Raw genomic sequence first — 17,347 nt, 5'->3', positions numbered from 1 at the left:
TGAGCGTGCCTGCTTCGCAGGAGGCGAATGGCGAGTCTTAATTATTCGCGGACTGTCGCGCGTCGAATGTGGTCATGCGCACGCACGGCCAACGACGCGCCACCTACACTCGATCCTATGGACATGGGCTGTTTCTATAGGTAACGAGACTATGAAAGTGGCGATCGTGCACGACTGGCTCGTCGCACGCGACGGCGCGGAAAAAGTGCTCGAACAGATCATCGCGTGCTTTCCCGATGCGGATCTTTTCAGCCTCGTCGACTTTCTCGAAGACCGCAGGCCGCTCGGCGGCAAACCCGTCACGACCTCGTTCATCCAGCGCCTGCCATTTGCGCAGCGCCGCTATCGCGCGTATCTGCCGCTGATGCCGCTCGCGATCGAACAGTTCGATCTGTCGATCTACGACCTCGTTATCACCAGTTCATATGCGGTAGCCAAAGGCGTGCTGGTCGGCCCCGATCAGACGCACGTGAGCTATGTGCATTCGCCGATGCGTTACGCGTGGGATCTGCAGCACCAGTATCTGCGCGAAGCGAAATTGACGCGCGGGCCGCGCTCGTGGGCCGCGCGTATGCTGCTGAATTATCTGCGCGGCTGGGATTCGCATTCGGCGAACGGCGTCGACCGGTTGATCGCCAATTCGCAGTTCGTCGCGCGCCGCATGATGAAAGCCTATCGGCGCGATGCGGCAGTGATTCCGCCGCCCGTCGACGTGCACAAGTTCGAAATGCGCGCGCACAAAGAAGACTTCTATCTGACCGCCTCGCGGATGGTGCCGTACAAGCGTATCGACTTGATCGTGGAAGCCTTTACCGCGACGCCGCACCGCAAGCTGGTCGTGATCGGCGACGGTCCGGAGATGGCGGCGATTCGCGCCAGGGCCGGTCCGAATGTGAGGATCCTCGGCAATCAGCCATTCACGGTTCTCCGCGATCATATGCAGCGCGCGAGAGCTTTCGTGTTCGCCGCCGAAGAAGACTCCGGCATCGTCATGCTCGAAGCGCAGGCATGCGGCACGCCGGTGATCGCGTTCGGCAAGGGCGGGGCGCTCGAAACGGTGGTGCCGATCGGCGAGGCGCATCCTACCGGAGTGCATTTCGCACGCCAAACGGTCGTGTCGGTACTCGACGCGATCGACCGCTTTGAACGCCAGCGTGAACAGATCACACCGGCGGCGTGCCGTGCGAATGCCGAGCGCTTTTCGGCTGCGGTGTTCCGGCGCGCCTTCATGTGCGAAGTGACGCGCACAATCGCGGCGGCGGGCGAGCGTCCTGCTGGACTTTATAAAAAGGCATCCGGGCGCGCGCAGTGCGCTGTTGACGTGGTACTCGCTGGCGCAGGCTTGCCTCGCGTATGGCTATAACGACCTGAAGCAGACGTTCGTCGGCGTGGACTACGTGCCGCCGCAATACACAGTGTTCGATGTGGGCGGCAACCGTTACCGGATCGTCGCGGCGATTCACTACAACAGGCAGTCGTTATTCGTTCGTCACGTATTGACGTATGCGGAATACGACCTTTGGACGAGGAAGAATTTAAAGTCATGAATGCCGATCGCCTCCCGGGATCTTTTCCCGACATCGCTCAGACCTGGGCTGCGCTGCAAAGCCAGTTGTCTCTCACACCCATTCGCAGCGAGCAGGATTATCAGAAGATGGTCCGGCTGGCCAACTCTCTCTCCGACCATCTGAACGGCAACGAAGAAGATCCGCTTGCCGATCTGTTTGCGATCGTCACCGACCTGATCGGGAACTGGGAAACCAGCAATGTGACGATCCCGAAAGCGGAGCCGCGCGAGGTGCTGCGGCATCTGCTCGAAACGCATGGACTCAAGCAAAAGGATCTGATGGGGATCGCATCGCCCACTGTGGTCAGCGATATTCTCGCGGGCCGCCGCGCCATCAGCAAGAAGGTCGCGAAGGCGCTGGCGGTGCGTTTTCATACCGACGTCAGCGCGTTTCTTTAAGGACGGCGTAGCGAGCACCACCTCGCTTGCGTTTCGTCCGAACTGAAACGCGTGCCTATTCATTTGGTGGTCCCTCGCGTGAAGCGATGCGCTGATCGGTCAGCGTGCCGCCTCCTGCCATGCCCCGCGCATTGCGCGTAAACCAACCCGCCATTTGCGAAACGCGAGTGCCGCGCCGCCGCTCCCGAATGCCAGCGACAATGCGCGCAGGAACCCCGGGTCCGCGCGATCGCCGATCAGCGTCGAGTAAGCGACAAACGCCCATCGGCCAGGTGGGCTCAGGTATTCGCACATGATGAGTCGGAGATTGAATGACGCGTTATAGAAAGCCGCGTCGTTGAAGGCGTAGCACTGGTCTTCGTCGCTGCGCCGGGCCGGGAAATGCTCCACCAGCAGCGACGGGTCGTAGATCAGGGCCCAGCCGCGCCGTTGCACGTCGAGGCTGAAGGCCATTTCGCAGTGCACCTGCGCGCCGGTGCCGCGCAAACGCCGGTCGAAGCGAAGCGAGCCGATCGCTTCGCGGCGAAACGCCATGTTCACGCCCTTGAGCACCTGCACCTCGCGGGCCGCGCCATGGCCGATATGGTGATTGCCGATCGCGCGGCCATACCAGCGCACCAGTCCCACGCGCGGCTTCTGCCCCTGCAGAATGCCGTTGCGTTCATCCACGATGTCGCGTCCGCCCAAGCCCCCGAGCGAGGCGTCGTTTTCGAACGCGGCGGCGATCCGCTCGATCCAGTCGGGATGCGGCGCGGCGTCGTCGTCGGTGAAGCAGAGCACGTCGCCGCTGGCGCTTTCCAGCCCCAGGTTGTAGGCGGCCACCACGCCGGGCGTGCGCACCAGTACGATCCACAAGCGCGCGTCGGGCCGTCTCGCTGCGCGGGTGCGCAGCCAGTCGAGCGTCGCGTGGTCGTCGTGACGCGCGATCACGAGCACCTCGTCGGCGCGGCGCCGCTGCGCATCGAGTGCCGCGAGGCAGCGCGCCAGATCGGCGGAGCGTCGGTAGGTCGGCACGATCACGGAGACTTTCACGAGCGCTTCCCGAGGTGGCGTGTTCAAAATGCGTTCCGGTTGACAAAGCCTTTGAAGACCGTGATGAACACGATCTTCATGTCGAACCAGAACGACTAGTTGTGGATATAGAAAAGATCGAACTTGACGCGCGTCTCCATCTTTTCGACCTTGGTGGTGGCGCCGCGATAGCCGTTCACCTGAGCCCAGCCGGTGATGCCCGGCTTGATCCCTTCGGCGCCCGTGTCGAACATGCAGACTGGTTTGAAACCGGCTTGCGGTGCGTGTTCGAGATGCGCGAGCATGGCCGCCAGCGCTTTGCCGCGTCACGTTTCATACACGCCGAAGCCGGGAAACAGCAGCAGCACGAGCACGCAGTTGAAGGCGATCAGGAGACGCTCGGTGTCCGTCAACGCAATCGGCGTCGAAAAGCGCATCCAGTGAGCGAGCAGGCCGCCCGCAATCACAAAGAGTGTGTCGAGACATCGAGCAGTATTCCTGAACATATTGGTTAGCCCGGTAATCTGACAGGTACGGCGCTTACTCGACGGTTTCAGCCTGACGCAGACGCGGCAGAAGGCGGTCGAACTCGCGCTTGACGAGGCCGTAGCATTCGCAGGCGCGCGCTTCGAGACCCTTGCGGTCGAGCACCTTGATATGGCCGCGGCTGTGATGAATCAAACCCTCGTCGTGCAGCTTGCCGGCCGCTTCGGTGATGCCTTCGCGGCGCACGCCGAGCATGTCGGCGATCAGTTGCTGGGTGACCGTCAGATCATTCGACGCGACTCTGTCCACTTCGATCAGCAGCCACCGGCACAGCTGCTTGTTCAGCGCGTGGTGGCGATTGCAGGCCGCCGTTTGCGCGACCTGCGTGAGCAGGGCGTGCATGTACAGCAGCATCAGGCGGCGCAGGAAGTCGGAGCGGGCGAATTGCTGCTTGAGCGCCTGTGCGCTCATCCGGTAGGCGAAGCCGGCGCATTGCACCTGCACCCGGTTCGGCATGGTTTCGCCGCCCGTGAGCACCGGCACGCCGGTCATGCCTTCGCGGCCGACCGCGGCGATTTCGACCGAGCTGCCGTCTTCCATCGTCGAGAGCATCGAGATGATGGCGGTGGTCGGGAAGTAGACGTGATGGATGCGCTGGCCGGAGTCGCACAGCAACTGCTCGGTGCGCAGATGGACCAGTTCGAGGTGAGGAGCAAGCGCTTGCCATTCGTGGGACGGCAAGGCGCCGAGCAAATGGTTGCCATGCAGGTCTGATTGAAGTGTCAACATGATCGGTCCTCGCTTGAAGCCACGCACTCGCGACTCCTTGTTTTTTGATCCGATGCCTGCATCCATTGAGACAACCGGCTGCCTGGCGGGCAGCGAAGGATGCGCAGGAACGGCCCCGTATGGCCTTGCGCGCCGCCGCCGTTCTTGTAGATCTCGTGCGCGGCGGCGCCGTGTCGCGCTAGCTCTTTAGCGAGGAGCGTGCCAGCCCTGGGGGAAACGAGAACCGATGCGGCGCGGCGAAGCTGACCTTAACGGTGCGCGACGCGAAATGTGGCTTTTTGTTTCAAATCTGTACAGCGCGCCGGACCCGGACAATGCCACCGCTCAATCTCTTTATTCGGCACAAGTCCTTGATCGGATTGGATTAGCAGCCGCGGCGAGCGGTTCTCCGGAAGGCGCCGCAGTGGCGAAACAGCCTTTGCAGGCGTGTTTCAGCGAGGCGTCCGAAATGTGCTGAAATTGATTCAGATGTGTTCCATACATGGCGTACGGTGTCGTGCGGATCGCCTTTTTGGCGGCGGGAAAGTCGCTGAAAAACCAACAGTGGCGCGCGAAAACAAACAGACGAATGCGTGCGGTACAAGGCTTTACGCGCATTGCGAAGGGGAGTCTAGATCGTGGACGACAGTCAACCGTAGAACGTGGCGGAAATCGCATTGATCGCGCGCACCTTGCCGGCGGGTATCGCGCATGTTGCGTCAGGTTTAAACGCCGGGTTCGACGCCAGGAGCGACACCGGGTTCGATGCGTGCGCAACGAGTTGGGCCGAGGGGATGAGCGGCACGGCAACCGGACGGTTCGGCGCCAGTTCGACCGCACGGCACGCGGTTCACCATGCGTATGCGGCCACCTGCGTTCGGCATGCGGCACGCGCACGCTGCCGGTCAGTGTGCAGGCATCGCGCCATTGCGCAGACGAAACAAACCCGCCGCAATTCAACGAGGCGCCGTGCACCGCGCACGGCCGGTGCGGTGGTGGCGGCTTCCTCGGGCATCGCCGAGGCAGCGTCCAGCAGCGGGGCGTTCATGCTGCCGCCTTCGCCTGATGCAGTTCGGCGACCGCGGCGGCCATCGAATCAATGCTGGAGAAGTGCGCCGTCTCACGGACTTCGCCGATGGTTCGTTCAACCAGCAAAGTCCGGTGATGCACGAGCGGCTGATGGAGAGCGCGCTGTTCGGCGTCAGCGTGCTCTCCGACGCGCAGGAGCCGCACCGCCGGCACTTCGCCGGCGAGCCACAGATCTGGCTCGCGCCCCGCTTCGCGCCGGTCGACGGCTTACCGGACGTGGTGTTGCTCGAACACGCGGCGGCCCGCTTTGCGGCGCGGATGGTGGACCGCCATCCATGCGGCGATCACACGCTGCTCGTCGGCGAAGTGCGGATGTTCTCACTGGATGAACACGAGCCGCTGATCTTTTTTGGCGGGCGTTACGCGTCGGTCGCAACGAGCGCCTGCTGAGCGGATCGTCGTTGCAGATTTGCTTAAATCCGTTCGTGCCTCGCGCATCTGCCTTGTCCGCACCCGTCGGATGTTGCGGATTCGCCTATTCGTCTCACTACGTGCGTCTTCGCACGATGCAAATTTGGCAACGCAGGCACGCTTGTGACGCAAGCTTATGGCCCGTCAAACCATGCTGCGTTACACGGACGAAACAATTCTTCAGAGGGATAACCCTGTCAGGAAGTGTCCCAACTGGCGCAACTGGTTTGAAGCTAGCAACGTATCGTAGAAGAATCAATACGCATATAAAAACGACACACGAGGGCTGCTTGATCAACAGGCTACGCGGGGGCAAACACCGCTTCGGGGAGAGTGTCATGGAACAGGCAAACAAGGATCGATCGCTGGTGAGCAAGGTCATGGACGGGCTCGTCACGGGCATCGTCGAAGAAAAATACGGCGCGATCCTGCCACCGCAGGATGTGCTGTCGAAGGAGTTCGACGTCAGTCGGACCGTGATGCGCGAGGCGCTCTCGATGCTGCTCGCGCGCGACATGCTGGACGTGCGGCCGAAGATCGGCACGCGCATCCGGCCGATGAGCGATTGGCGCATGATCGACGAGGACGTCGTGAACTGGCGCTTTCGCGCGAAGCCCGATCCGCTGTTTCTGCGCGACGTGATCGAGTTTCGCATCCTGATCGAACCGCGCGCGTCGGCGCAGGCGGCCGCGCGCGGCAGTGCAGCCGACATCGCGGCGATTCGCGAGGCCTTCGAAGCGTTCCGTGCAATCCGCCCGGCGGAGTCCGGCTATCAGGATGCCGACGAGCTGTTTCATACGCGCATCGTCGTCGCCAGTGGCAATCAGTTCTTCAAGCAGATGGCGGCGATCATTCGCGGCGCGCTTTCCACCGTCAACTCCATAGTCAACCAGAAGGAAGGTTTCTGGGAGAAGGCCATCGACACGCATCAACGCGTGGTCGAGGCGATCGAACGGCGCGATCCGAAGGAAGCGGAACTCGCTTCGCTGGCGATGATCGACTTCTCCACGGACGAGATCGGCAGTACCTTTGCATCGATACCTCCGGTACGCGGCTGAGGGTGGCTGCTGCGGCGGCGCATCGGCCACTGTCTGATTCGATTGCCTGCGGGACCGGCGGGACTGTGTGTCAGATCGAGCGGCGCGGCGGCATGTCTACGCATAAGCGTGCGGCATGCGCGACAATAGCGCCTGTTCTGAACTGCACGGACTCGAAGGAACGATGACAATCGCCATGGAACAAACCCCCGCGGGGAACGCCGTGATTCGCTGGGGGATCGTCGGGACGGGCCGCATCGCCCGTCGGTTCGCTCAAGGCCTCGCCCATGTACCGCAAGCGCAACTGACCGCGTTGTGGTCGCGCCGCGCCGGACCGGCCACCGCCTTCGCTGGGGAATTCGGTGGCGAGGTCTGCGCGAGTTTCGACGCGCTGCTCGCAAGCGGCATCGACGCGCTCTATATCGCCACCGTCCAGGACAGCCACGCGGAGTACGCGATCGCCGCGCTGCAAGCCGGTCTGCACGTGCTGTGCGAAAAGCCCGCCACCATCAACGCAGCGCAGCTCGAGCGCGTGCTGAGCGCCGCGCGGGCCGCGCAACGGCTCTTCATGGAGGCGATGAAGCCGCCGTTTTATCCGCTCTACAGAAAGTTGCGCGCGCATCTTGATGCCGAGCCGATCGGCGAGGTGGGTCTCGTGCGCGCCGGCTGTTCAGTGCCGGGCGTGCCGGACGATCATCCGTCGCTGTCGTTCGAGCATGCGGGTGGCGCGTTGCTCGACATCGGCATCTACGAGATGTTTCTGGCGGTCGACTGGCTCGGCGCACCGCGCGACGTGCAGACGCTCGGACGGCTCGGGACCACCGGCGTCGATACCTTTGCAAGCCTGAATAGCCAGCACGAGCGCGGCATCGCGCAGCTGTTTTGCGGCCTCGATCTGCACGGCAAGGGCGACGCGCTGCTGATGGCGAAGGGCGGCCACGTGACGATCCACGAACCGTGGTGGAACCCGTCGCGCGCGACGATCCGTTACGCCGACGGCCGCGTGGTCGAACTCGACGAGCCGTTCGAAGGCGGCGGTCTGAACTATGAGACCGCGCACTTCTGCGAACTGATTCGCGCCGGCCGCCTGGAAAGCCCGCTGATGCCGTACGCCACGTCGTTGCAGATGATCGCGATGGCCGACGCGGCGCGCGCGGCGTTGGGGCTCAGATTCGCCGGCGAATGATGCGCGCATGAGGGGCGCATGAATCGCGCACGAGTAGTGCACGAGTAGCGCACGAGTAGCGCACGAATCGCGCATGAGGGGTCGCCGGGTCGGCGGCGTTGCTGCCAGTGGCAGTGGTACGATTCGCAGCGGCCATGCGGACTCGAACACAACGTGGTTGCTTGAGTGCCTGCACGGCCGCAGCTTTCGAACACCTTCCACCGGAGCCGCCTTCAATGCGCATGTTTGGAAAATTGTGGCGCGACAACAAAAGCCTCGTCGCGTTTCTGTTCTTGATGGTGCTGTTCCGCAGTGCCGTGGCCGACTGGAACGTCGTGCCGAGCGGCTCGATGCTGCCGACGATCCGCGAAGGCGACCGGATCTTCGTCGACAAGATGGCCTACGATCTGCGCGTACCGTTGACCCACATCGCGATCGCGCATCTGCACGATCCACAGCGCGGCGATATCGTCACGATCGATTCGTCGTCGGCGCATGAGCTGATCGTCAAGCGCCTGATCGGTTTGCCCGGCGACCGCGTCGCGATGCGCGACAACGTGCTGTACGTGAACGGCGTGCGGGCCGATTATCGGCCGCTGCAACTCAAGCCGCTGCCGGGCGATGTCGCGTCCCCCGGCGACTATCTGACCGAACGCTTCGACGGCGTCGCGCATGCGGTGCGGCTCTCGCCCGAAGCGCCGAGTCCGCGCAACTCGTTCGGGCCGGTGGTGGTGCCGCAAGGCGAGTATCTGATGCTCGGCGACAATCGAGACGACAGCGCCGACTCGCGTTACTTCGGCTTCTTTCCGCGCAAGGAATTGATGGGCCGCACGCGTCACGTCGCGTTTTCGCTCGACCCGGATCACTTCTACCTGCCGCGTTTCGAACGCTTCGGCGCGTCGCTGGATGCTGCGTCGTCCGTCGCCAGCCGTTAAGCCCGCCAACGATCCAGCAATCCAGCCAACAAGCGGCGAGGAATGGGTGCTCAGTGCCGCGACGGCAGCGCAAGGCGCCGTTCATACCGGCGCTGCACCCATTCCAGCACCTGGCACAGCACCCAGTAGACCGCGGCTGCCGCGAGATACAGCGGCAGCGGCTGATAGGTCGACGCAATGACCTCCTGCGCGCTGCGCAGCAGTTCGGTCACGGTGATCACCGACACCAGCGAGGTATCCTTGATCAGGCTGATCAAGCTGTTCGACAGGCTCGGCACGGCGATGCGCAACGCCTGCGGCGCGATCACGTAGCGCAGCGTCTGCCGCCGCGACAGGCCGAGGCTGTAAGCGGCCAGCCACTGGCCCTTGTGAATGCCGAGAATCGCGCCGCGCATGCTTTCCGACAGATACGCCGCCACGTTCGCCGACAATGCGATCACGCCGGCCGGCGTCGGATCGAGCGAGATGCCGAGGCTCGGCAAACCGTAATAGATCACGAAGATCTGCACCAGCAGCGGCGTGCCGCGGAACACACTCACGTAGACGCGCGCGCTCCAGTTCAGCACGCGGCTGTGGCTGATGCCCATCACCGCGAGCACGGCGGCGGCGACGAGGCCGAAGATCATCGACAGAACCGCGAACTTGACCGTCAGGACGGCGCCCTGTGCGAGCACAGGAAGCGATTGGACGAGCAGGGAAGTGGTGGACATGAGCGGTGGCGAAGGTCTGGTTGGCGCGGCAAAGCGCACATCATAAACTTTGGCGGAAGAGGCGAATGCCCCCGGCTGAACCTGACGCGAACGATCAAAAAGCGAAGGGCGGCATCATTGACGATGCCGCCCTTCGTTTCATCAAACGCGCTTTACCGGATCGGCTTGCTGACGTCGATGCCGAACCATTTGTCTGAGATCTTCGTGAACGTGCCGTCCGCTTCGAGCTGGGTCATCGCGTCGTCGATCGCCTTGGCGAACTTCGGATTGCCCTTTTTGAACGGAATGCCCGACGGGTTGCCCGCGCCGACCGTGGCGCCCGTGCGCAGCGGCAACTGCGAATTCTTCATCAGATACGCGAGCATCAGGCGGTCGTTGAGCGCCGCGTCCAGACGGCCGGTGGCCAGATCGCGCAGATACTCGGGCGCGCCCGGATACGTTTTCACGTCGATGCCCGGCACCGACTTCGCCATGTCCATGTAGTTCGTGCCGAGACCGACGCCGAGCTTCTTGCCCTTCAGATCGTCGAGCGATTTGAACTGGCGCGTGTCGTCCTTACGCTGGATCAGCTGCGCGGCCGAGTACGTATAAGCCGGCGAGAAGTCGAGCGCCTGCTTGCGGGCGTCCGTGATGCCGACCTGGTTGACGATCACGTCGAACTTGCCCGCCTGCAGACCGGCAATGATGCCGCTCCATTCGGTCGTGACGAATTCCGGCTTCACGCCGAGTTTCGCGGCGACGGCTCTCGCCACGTCGACGTCATAGCCGACCAGTTCGCCCGATGGCGCTTTCGAGTTGAACGGCGGGAAGGTGCCTTCGAGACCGACGCGCAGCGTGCCGCGTTGCTTGACCTGGTCGAGCAGGTCGTCCGCGTGGGCGGCGCTCACCGCGGTGAACGACGCGCCGATCAGGCCGGCCATGACGATCTTCTTCAGCAAGCCAGATTTCATCGTGTTCCTTTTATTCGATTGGCGTTTTAACAGACAAAAGCATAACAAAGCAGACTATCGAAACCTAAATACCGTTTGTTTATGTCTATATTACGGACGTGGACGTGGACGTGGACGTGGACGTTAGCGCAGCGCTTGTGCGCATTCGGCCACCAGCGCCGGTCCGCGATAGATGAAACCGGTGTAGAGCTGCACCAGCGAGGCGCCGGCGGCCAGCTTGGCGCGCGCATCGTCGCCCGAGAAAATCCCGCCCACGCCGATGATCGGCACCGTTTCGCCGACTTCCGCGCGCAGCTTGCGGATCACCTCGTTGGACGCGTCGAACACCGGCTTGCCCGACAGGCCGCCGGCTTCGTCGCCGTACTGCATGCCGGCGACGGCGCTGCGCGACAGCGTGGTGTTGGTGGCGATCACGCCTTCGAACTGGTGGCGCAGGAGCGTATCGGCGATCGATTTGATCTGCTCGTCGTCGAGATCCGGCGCGATCTTCAGCGCGAGCGGCACCAGCTTGCCGTGCAGGTCGGCGAGGCGCTGCTGCTTGTCTTTCAGCGCGGCGAGCAGCGCGTCGAGTTCGCCCGCGCCTTGCAGCTGGCGCAGATTCTTCGTATTCGGCGACGAGATGTTGACCGTCACGTAGCTGGCGAACGGGTACACGCGTTCGAGGCAGTACAGGTAGTCTTCGGCGGCGCGCTCGATCGGCGTATCGGCGTTCTTGCCGATATTCAGCCCGAGGATGCCGCGATAGCGCGCGGCCTGCACGTTCTTGACGAACTGGTCGACGCCCGCGTTGTTGAAGCCCATCCGGTTGATCACGGCGCCCGCCTGCGGCAGACGGAACATGCGTGGCTTCGGATTGCCCGGCTGCGCGCGCGGCGTGACCGTGCCCACTTCGATGAAACCGAAGCCGAGCGCGGCGAGGCCGTCGATGCAGGCGCCGTCCTTATCGAGGCCCGCGGCGAGGCCGACCGGGTTGCGGAACGTCAGCCCCATCACGGTGCGCGGCGCATCCGGCACGCGCGGCGCGAGCATGCCCGCGAGGCCGGCGCGCCCGGCGGCGCCGAGGAGGCGCAAGGTGAGGTGGTGAGCGTCTTCCGCGTCCATGCGAAAGAGTTGGGCGCGTACGAGCGGGTAGAGGGAACTGAACACGAGACGAAGCCGGGCGGCCGGAAAATGGGAACCTGCTATTTTACCGGCTTTGAGACATTAATGAGACTCACGGGCGGGTGGACGGGGATCTGTCTCCACCGCCGGCTGCCATTACGGCCGAAACGATCCGCGCTTGCCGTGGATCGCCAGGTCGACCGGCGGCAGATCGACGCTCGCCGGATCGAGCACCTTCCAGGCGCCGTCAAGCAAGCCTTCGAGCGGGCGGAAATTCGCCTTGTACGCCATCTTCGGACTCTCGCGAATCCAGTAGCCGAGGTACACGTAGGGCAGCTTGAGGCTGCGTGCCTGCTCGATCTGCCAGTAGATGTTGTAGGTGCCGAAGCTGCTGTGCGGCAGATCCGGCTCGAAGAACGTGTACACCGACGAGAGCCCGTCGCCGAGGATGTCGATCATGCTGATCATGCGCAGGATGCCCGGCGCTTCGGGATGATCCGGCAGCGGTTCGCGAAACTCGACGAGCCGCGAGTTGATCCGGCTTTGCAGCAGGAACTGTTCGTATTGATCGCGGCTGTCGCGGTCCATGCCGCCGCCCGCATGCCGCGCCGACTGGTAGCGCATGTAAAGCGCATAGTGCTCTTCGTCGTAATGGAGCGGCGCGACCGTGGCGACCAGCTCGCCGTGCTTTTTCCAGACGCGCCGCTGCGTGCGGTTCGGCTCGAACTGATCGACCGGCACACGCACCGGCACGCACGCGCGGCAACCGTCGCAATACGGACGATAGGTGAACACGCCCGAACGCCGGAAGCCCGCCTTGACGAGGTCGGTGTAGACGTCGGAGTTGATCAGATGACTGGGGGTGGCGACTTGCGAGCGCGCGATGCGTCCTTCCAGATAACTGCAGGGATAGGGCGCCGTTGCATAAAATTGCAGCGCGGAAAGCGGGGAAAGAGGCAGCTCGTTGGGATGAGTCACGTTGGCAGCTCTCGAAGCGTCTCTGGTAATGCAAACCCGGTGTGCCTTGCGGCTCGTGACCCGCGGTTCGGTAGGCAGCGGATCCGGATTCGGCCTGATTCTTCCTGATGCGTGCTGGTTCGTCAGTTACGCCGCCGGCGCGACTACATCGAGCAACACCGTCTTGTCGAAGCGCCAGGGAATCGGCGCTGCGTCGATAGACGCGCGAACATGCGCGATGAACGCTTTGCGCGCTATCTCGCGACCGCCCAGCGACGCCAGATGCGACGTGTTCTGCTGGCAGTCTATCATTTCTATTTCGTGGCGGCGCAAGTGCCCGACCAGCGCGGCGAGCGCCATTTTTGACGCGTCGGTGACGTCGGCGAACATCGATTCTCCGAAAAACATCCGGCCGAACGACACGCCATACAAGCCGCCCACGCGCTTGCCCTCGAACCAGGTTTCGATGCTGTGCGCGTCGCCCATCCGATGCAGCGACGAATACGCCTCGACCACGTCCGCGGTGATCCAGGTGCCGCGCTGACCGTGCCGCGGCGCCTGCGCGCAGGCGCGCATCACGGCGGCGAAATCGTGGTCGACGCGGATTTCCCACGCGTCGTCACGCAGCACGCGCTTGAGCGTTTTGCGCAGCGACGGCGACACTTTGAACTCGGCGGGGCGCAGGATCATGCGCGGGTCGGGACTCCACCACAACACCGGCTGGCCGTCTGAATACCACGGGAAGATGCCGTGCCGATAGGCGTCGATCAGGCGCGACGGCAGCAGATCGCCGCTTGCGGCGAGCAGACCAGGCGCGCCGCTCGTCGCGCCGAGCGCGCGCTCGACGGACGGAAACGGATCGTCAGGCCCAAGCCAGGGAACCATGCGCGCCGCTCAACCTTCGCGCAGCGAGCGGAAGATGTCGCCCGTGTGCAGGCCGAAGCTGCCGGCGGCGCGGTCGGCGAAGAAAAAGCGCAGGGTTTGGCCGACCGTCGGAAAGGCGATCTCGTCCCACGGAATTTCGTGTTCCTCGAAGAGCTTGACCTCGAGACTCTCCTCGCCGGCGGCGACGTCGAGATCGAGCAGGCGCGCCATGTAGAACAGATGCACCTGATGCACGTGCGGCACGTTCAGCAGCGAGAACAGGTTTTGCACCTCGACGCGGGCGCCGGCTTCTTCCAGTGTCTCGCGCGAGGCCGCTTCAGCCGTCGTTTCACCCATTTCCATGAAGCCTGCAGGCAGCGTCCAGTAGCCGTAGCGCGGTTCGATCGCGCGACGGCACAGCAGCACTTTGTCGTCCCAGACGGGGACAGTGCCGACCACGTTGCGCGGATTCTGATAGTGCACCGTGCCGCAACTGCCGCATACGAAGCGCTCGCGGTTGTCGCCCGGCGGAATGCTCAGGCTGACGCCGTGGCCGCAGACAGAACAGAATTTCATAGGAAGGGGACGAGAAAGGGTGATAGGAGTTTATCACTGGGGCGGGATTTTCTGAGGTCCGGCAGCGGCGGTGCGCTGGTGGCGGCGAGCAGCGGGCGGCGTGCCCGGCTATCGTGGCGCGCGTCCCCGCGCGCCACGATAGCCGCGAGCGAAATGCATATCTTGTTTGGACTACAGATAAACCGAAGGAAGTGCGTCGATAGGATCGATCGTCGATCATGCAGAGCACCGCCGCTCCGTGCGACTCGCCGTGTCGAAGAGTTTGCCAGGCCCGTGTCGAAGAGTTTGCCAGGAGTTTGCGATCCGGCTGACAGCGCAAGGGTAGAACGAAGGCACGACGGAAAACAAAAAAGGCCTGCCGGTTGGGCAAGCCTTTGATGTTGGTATCGACGTTTGCTGATAACTTCAGCTGCTTGGTTGCGGGGGTAGGATTTGAACCTACGACCTTCGGGTTATGAGCCCGACGAGCTGCCAGACTGCTCCACCCCGCGTCCGTCGAAGAAAAGATTATAGAACAAAGCGGATGCCGACGCAATAGCTATTTAAGAACGGACTTCAATCGATGCAAAGTGATCGACTCTAACCAGTCGACGCAATGCCTCGTGCGCGGCCCCGAAGTCGCAGCGCGCATGGCCGGCGTCGTGTGCGGGAAGGCCATCATGAGGCGCTGCGCTAGAATTCAGGTTCTCTTCGCGGCGCCGTTCGTTTGCGGTGCGGTTATGTAGTACGGCGTGCGCTCCACCTCTTACCTTGCTCTGAACCCCATGAATATCGCTCACGATCTGCAGTCGATTGCCGCTCAGGAAAAAGCACTGGTGTTCCCCCAATTCGATGCCGACCGCGCGTGGCAGCTCGGTGCGTATCTGCATGAGATCGCCAGGGCACGCGGTATCGCGGTGGCGATCGACGTGCGCACCTTCGGCCAGCCGCTCTTCTTCAGCGCCCTCGACGGCGCGACGCCCGACAATGTCGATTGGGTTCGCCGCAAGAGCAACACGGTCGCGCACTTCCGGCGCAGTTCGTACGCGATCGGCTTGAAGATGCAGCAGGCAGGCAGCACGCTCGCGGACAAACACGGCCTGCCGGCCACGGAATACGCATCGCATGGCGGCGCGTTTCCATTGACGGTGGCGGGCGCCGGCGTGATCGGCTCGATCACCGTCTCAGGCTTGCCGCAGCGCGCCGATCACGAACTGGTGGTGGAAGCCCTATGCGCACAACTCGGCCACGACTACAGCAAGCTCGCGCTTGCAAAGGCCTGAGGCGATGCGAGTGCCTCCTTATGCGTTGCTCGCCATTGCCATTGTTGCCGAAGTGATTGCGACCTCCGCGATGCGGGCATCGGAAGGATTTTCGCGGCTGCTGCCCGCGGCCGTGGTGGTGCTCGGCTATGGCATCGCGTTCTATTGCCTGTCGCTCACGCTCAAGAGCATTCCGGTCGGCATTGTGTACGCGATCTGGTCCGGCGCCGGCATCGTGCTGATTACGCTGGTCGCGGTCGTGATGTACCGGCAGGTGCCTGACGTGCCGGCCGTCATCGGACTCGGGCTGATCGTCGCGGGCGTCGCCGTGTTGAATATGTATTCGAAGATGCAGGCGCACTGAGTTCCGCTCAGGCGCACGGCCGTTTGCACGTGCCTGCACTTGACTTGTTATTTACGCGTCATTTGCAGCGCACGATCATCGAACGGTTTTTTACGTTGGCCGATACGACGTTTGTGATGCTGCCGCCCGCCGTGCCGCCTTCATCGCTGTCTTTCGAAACGATGTCGTAGCCGGTCGCGCCGCATGCTTTGCCGGCTTGCACGTAGCACGAGGCCCAGCTGGAGGCGGCGTCCGCGCCGCTGCAGTTCACCGCGAAGCCGGTCTGGCCGTTCGGCAGATTGATCAGCGAAGTCGTGTTCGACGATGCGCAGCCGCCAAGCCCGGCGCTCAGCAGCACCGCGGCGGGCAGGGCGGCGGACAGGGACGCCAGGCGCGACGCGAGACGTGCCAGAACAAGGGCTGCGCGGCGGGGTCGGAAGCGGCCGGAGCGGCCCAGGTGCGTCATGAAATGCATCGTGATGGTTTCCTTTCAAATGGGTGTCTGGAGCCCGTGATGACTCGCCACGTACGGCGAGGGCCGTGTCCTTACAGCCCGTCCGTCTCGATCGTGATGCCCGCCGCGCCGATTATCCGGCGGCTTTCCGCGCCGCTTTCGGTGGCTGCGTCTTCCCAGATGCTGATGGCTTTCGGAATGTCGATGCCGTGGTTTTCGGCGTAAGCAAACCATTTGTTTGCCGCATCCGGTTCAGGCACTTCGTGGCTTTGCAGAAAATATTTTCCCATATCGCGCTCGCTGGACTCGAATTTGCGTCAGTACACACCGTGTCGACGATCCTGTTCGACCGAAGCGAGCGCCACAAGTGCAGCTCGGCGTTGCGATCGGCATCGATCCGCGCGCAGAACTTATCGACGCGCGGCGCGCCTTACCAATCTATTGCGAGCGCACGCGTGCGAACCGTCCGCGCGGCGCGTGCTCACGAACTGATAACGAGGAGAACGAAGATGGCTGAACGAGTCAGCGGCCCATATCGCGGCTATTACATCAGCGCTGCCGCGCGCCTCGTGCCGGTGGCTGACGCGCCGGCGCCGGGCGCCAATATGGCGAGCGCGGCGAGCGGCACTTACGTCGGCTCGGTGAGTCTGGCGCAACAGGGTCCGGACGATCCGCACCGGATCGAAACCTTGCTCGAACTCGGCGACGAACACCGCTTCGCCAGCGAAGACGAGGCGCTCGCCTTCGTCGAACAGGCCGCGCGTGAGTATGTCGACCGCCTGCTCGGAGGCCGCTGATGGCGGCGTGCGACACGAAGAAGGGCAACTCGGGAAACTGGACCGCGGTCCAGCCGCGCGAGTACCATATCGACGTTGTCCGAGGCTGGACTGTATGCGCCGGCGTCCGTCTTCTGCCGGATACTTCTGATGAGGCGACCATGGAAATTCGGTTTCCCGCGGATGCGCCCGCTTACCGCGACTCCAATCTGACTGTTGTGTTTCCCGCGCTGGTGGATGGCGAACCGGTGCCGTGCGCGATCTCGGTCGAAGCGCTCGAAGATCACTTCGGCGCATTCAGCGAGAATCTGGAAGGCTGGATGCGCGCGTTCGATGCCGGGCGTCCGCACATCGAGGCCGTCGCGCGCGAACATTTGCAGATCAGCAATGGCACGCCTGTGCTGCTCAAGAGCGGCCACTTTCCGCCTGGCAACGTCGCGGGCTGACGCACTGACACATACCGCTGCGCGCGCAAAACCCGGCCGCAGCTTAAGTGGCATATGCGGC

22 protein-coding genes, 1 tRNA gene and 2 pseudogenes are annotated in these 17,347 nt (G+C 63.2%); 12 read left to right on the top strand and 13 right to left on the bottom strand.

Annotation, left to right across the window (positions count from 1 at the left end; all coding sequences use genetic code 11):
• Window positions 1–151 precede the first annotated feature (151 nt).
• From AC3WLT_RS09130 to AC3WLT_RS09120, 3 genes are read left to right on the top strand one after another with little or no spacing between them, the layout of a single operon-like run.
• A complete protein-coding gene (locus AC3WLT_RS09130; protein WP_492591559.1) occupies window positions 152–1,363 on the top strand; it encodes a glycosyltransferase family 4 protein in 1,212 nt (403 codons plus the stop codon).
• The gene (locus AC3WLT_RS09125; RefSeq protein WP_492591558.1) at window positions 1,317–1,547 is read left to right on the top strand and encodes a type II toxin-antitoxin system HigB family toxin; all 231 of its coding nucleotides are present in this window, start codon (window positions 1,317–1,319) and stop codon (window positions 1,545–1,547) included. Before AC3WLT_RS09130 ends, AC3WLT_RS09125 begins: the two co-directional genes overlap by 47 nt.
• Window positions 1,544–1,966, top strand: a complete 423-nt coding sequence (locus tag AC3WLT_RS09120) for a helix-turn-helix domain-containing protein (protein WP_492591671.1) — start codon at window positions 1,544–1,546, stop codon at window positions 1,964–1,966. Before AC3WLT_RS09125 ends, AC3WLT_RS09120 begins: the two co-directional genes overlap by 4 nt.
• A 99-nt stretch (window positions 1,967–2,065) precedes the next feature.
• On the opposite strand, the gene AC3WLT_RS09115 is transcribed toward AC3WLT_RS09120, so the two are convergent.
• From AC3WLT_RS09115 to AC3WLT_RS09100, 4 genes and pseudogenes are all read right to left on the bottom strand, one after another.
• Window positions 2,066–3,025 (bottom strand): glycosyltransferase family 2 protein, encoded by a 960-nt coding sequence (locus AC3WLT_RS09115; protein WP_492591557.1) that lies wholly within the window; start codon window positions 3,023–3,025, stop codon window positions 2,066–2,068.
• A pseudogene (locus tag AC3WLT_RS09110) lies at window positions 3,022–3,207 on the bottom strand (sugar transferase); the annotation flags it as partial. The pseudogene AC3WLT_RS09110 and the gene AC3WLT_RS09115, both read right to left, overlap by 4 nt.
• Window positions 3,208–3,303: 96 nt before the next feature.
• Window positions 3,304–3,483 carry a hypothetical protein gene (locus AC3WLT_RS09105; protein ID WP_492591556.1) on the bottom strand — a complete coding sequence of 60 codons (180 nt, stop codon included), beginning with the start codon at window positions 3,481–3,483 and terminating at the stop codon, window positions 3,304–3,306.
• A gap of 34 nt (window positions 3,484–3,517) precedes the next feature.
• Entirely contained in the window at window positions 3,518–4,252 is a 735-nt protein-coding gene (locus AC3WLT_RS09100) for a Crp/Fnr family transcriptional regulator (protein ID WP_006048767.1), read from the bottom strand.
• A gap of 226 nt (window positions 4,253–4,478) precedes the next feature.
• Here AC3WLT_RS09100 and AC3WLT_RS09095 point away from each other — a divergent pair, with 226 nt between their 5' ends.
• The 5 genes and pseudogenes from AC3WLT_RS09095 to lepB all read left to right on the top strand — a co-directional run bounded on the left by AC3WLT_RS09095 (window position 4,479) and on the right by lepB (window position 8,868).
• Window positions 4,479–4,709: a hypothetical protein gene (locus tag AC3WLT_RS09095; RefSeq protein ID WP_492591555.1), complete on the top strand. Its 231-nt coding sequence runs from the start codon at window positions 4,479–4,481 to the stop codon at window positions 4,707–4,709.
• A gap of 686 nt (window positions 4,710–5,395) precedes the next feature.
• A pseudogene (locus tag AC3WLT_RS09090) lies at window positions 5,396–5,710 on the top strand (flavin reductase family protein); the annotation flags it as partial.
• A gap of 359 nt (window positions 5,711–6,069) precedes the next feature.
• Window positions 6,070–6,789: a FadR/GntR family transcriptional regulator gene (locus tag AC3WLT_RS09085; RefSeq protein ID WP_492591554.1), complete on the top strand. Its 720-nt coding sequence runs from the start codon at window positions 6,070–6,072 to the stop codon at window positions 6,787–6,789.
• 175 nt (window positions 6,790–6,964) lie between these two features.
• The gene (locus AC3WLT_RS09080) at window positions 6,965–7,954 is read left to right on the top strand and encodes a Gfo/Idh/MocA family protein (RefSeq protein WP_492591553.1); all 990 of its coding nucleotides are present in this window, start codon (window positions 6,965–6,967) and stop codon (window positions 7,952–7,954) included.
• Between the two features lie 215 nt (window positions 7,955–8,169).
• Window positions 8,170–8,868 (top strand): signal peptidase I, encoded by a 699-nt coding sequence (lepB, locus tag AC3WLT_RS09075; RefSeq protein WP_492591552.1) that lies wholly within the window; start codon window positions 8,170–8,172, stop codon window positions 8,866–8,868.
• Between the two features lie 50 nt (window positions 8,869–8,918).
• Here the strand turns inward: lepB and AC3WLT_RS09070 are convergent, their stop codons facing one another.
• The 7 genes from AC3WLT_RS09070 to AC3WLT_RS09040 all read right to left on the bottom strand — a co-directional run bounded on the left by AC3WLT_RS09070 (window position 8,919) and on the right by AC3WLT_RS09040 (window position 14,517).
• Window positions 8,919–9,578 carry an amino acid ABC transporter permease gene (locus tag AC3WLT_RS09070; RefSeq protein WP_492591551.1) on the bottom strand — a complete coding sequence of 220 codons (660 nt, stop codon included), beginning with the start codon at window positions 9,576–9,578 and terminating at the stop codon, window positions 8,919–8,921.
• A 152-nt stretch (window positions 9,579–9,730) separates the two neighbouring features.
• Window positions 9,731–10,528, bottom strand: a complete 798-nt coding sequence (locus AC3WLT_RS09065) for a cystine ABC transporter substrate-binding protein (protein WP_492591550.1) — start codon at window positions 10,526–10,528, stop codon at window positions 9,731–9,733.
• Window positions 10,529–10,651: 123 nt separating this feature from the next.
• The gene (locus AC3WLT_RS09060) at window positions 10,652–11,674 is read right to left on the bottom strand and encodes a quinone-dependent dihydroorotate dehydrogenase (RefSeq protein WP_492591549.1); all 1,023 of its coding nucleotides are present in this window, start codon (window positions 11,672–11,674) and stop codon (window positions 10,652–10,654) included.
• Between the two features lie 111 nt (window positions 11,675–11,785).
• The gene (locus tag AC3WLT_RS09055; RefSeq protein ID WP_492591548.1) at window positions 11,786–12,607 is read right to left on the bottom strand and encodes an arginyltransferase; all 822 of its coding nucleotides are present in this window, start codon (window positions 12,605–12,607) and stop codon (window positions 11,786–11,788) included.
• Between the two features lie 126 nt (window positions 12,608–12,733).
• Window positions 12,734–13,471, bottom strand: coding sequence for a leucyl/phenylalanyl-tRNA--protein transferase (gene aat / locus AC3WLT_RS09050; RefSeq protein WP_492591547.1), 738 nt, complete (start codon window positions 13,469–13,471; stop codon window positions 12,734–12,736).
• 9 nt (window positions 13,472–13,480) lie between these two features.
• Window positions 13,481–14,026 (bottom strand): NUDIX hydrolase, encoded by a 546-nt coding sequence (locus AC3WLT_RS09045; RefSeq protein WP_035494591.1) that lies wholly within the window; start codon window positions 14,024–14,026, stop codon window positions 13,481–13,483.
• Between the two features lie 414 nt (window positions 14,027–14,440).
• Window positions 14,441–14,517: transfer RNA gene (locus AC3WLT_RS09040), tRNA-Met, on the bottom strand.
• A 273-nt stretch (window positions 14,518–14,790) separates the two neighbouring features.
• Between AC3WLT_RS09040 and AC3WLT_RS09035 the strand changes: the two genes are divergently transcribed.
• Together AC3WLT_RS09035 and AC3WLT_RS09030 are read left to right on the top strand one after the other, a co-directional pair.
• Complete coding sequence (locus AC3WLT_RS09035; RefSeq protein WP_492591546.1) at window positions 14,791–15,288, top strand: heme-degrading domain-containing protein; 498 nt, start codon at window positions 14,791–14,793, stop codon at window positions 15,286–15,288.
• Window positions 15,289–15,298: 10 nt separating this feature from the next.
• Complete coding sequence (locus tag AC3WLT_RS09030; RefSeq protein WP_492591670.1) at window positions 15,299–15,631, top strand: DMT family transporter; 333 nt, start codon at window positions 15,299–15,301, stop codon at window positions 15,629–15,631.
• 58 nt (window positions 15,632–15,689) lie between these two features.
• On the opposite strand, the gene AC3WLT_RS09025 is transcribed toward AC3WLT_RS09030, so the two are convergent.
• Together AC3WLT_RS09025 and AC3WLT_RS09020 are read right to left on the bottom strand one after the other, a co-directional pair.
• Window positions 15,690–16,085 carry a hypothetical protein gene (locus AC3WLT_RS09025; protein ID WP_492591545.1) on the bottom strand — a complete coding sequence of 132 codons (396 nt, stop codon included), beginning with the start codon at window positions 16,083–16,085 and terminating at the stop codon, window positions 15,690–15,692.
• A 71-nt stretch (window positions 16,086–16,156) separates the two neighbouring features.
• Window positions 16,157–16,354: a hypothetical protein gene (locus AC3WLT_RS09020; RefSeq protein WP_492591544.1), complete on the bottom strand. Its 198-nt coding sequence runs from the start codon at window positions 16,352–16,354 to the stop codon at window positions 16,157–16,159.
• 219 nt (window positions 16,355–16,573) lie between these two features.
• On the opposite strand from AC3WLT_RS09020, the gene AC3WLT_RS09015 reads away from it, so the two are divergent.
• Together AC3WLT_RS09015 and AC3WLT_RS09010 are read left to right on the top strand one after the other, a co-directional pair.
• Window positions 16,574–16,861: a hypothetical protein gene (locus tag AC3WLT_RS09015; RefSeq protein WP_492591543.1), complete on the top strand. Its 288-nt coding sequence runs from the start codon at window positions 16,574–16,576 to the stop codon at window positions 16,859–16,861.
• Window positions 16,862–17,001: 140 nt separating this feature from the next.
• Window positions 17,002–17,286 (top strand): DUF1488 family protein, encoded by a 285-nt coding sequence (locus AC3WLT_RS09010; protein ID WP_492591542.1) that lies wholly within the window; start codon window positions 17,002–17,004, stop codon window positions 17,284–17,286.
• Window positions 17,287–17,347: the final 61 nt, after the last annotated feature.

Source organism: Paraburkholderia sp. FW306-2-2C-D06C (genome assembly GCF_058781505.1).
This window is presented reverse-complemented; position numbering and strand designations above follow the sequence as displayed.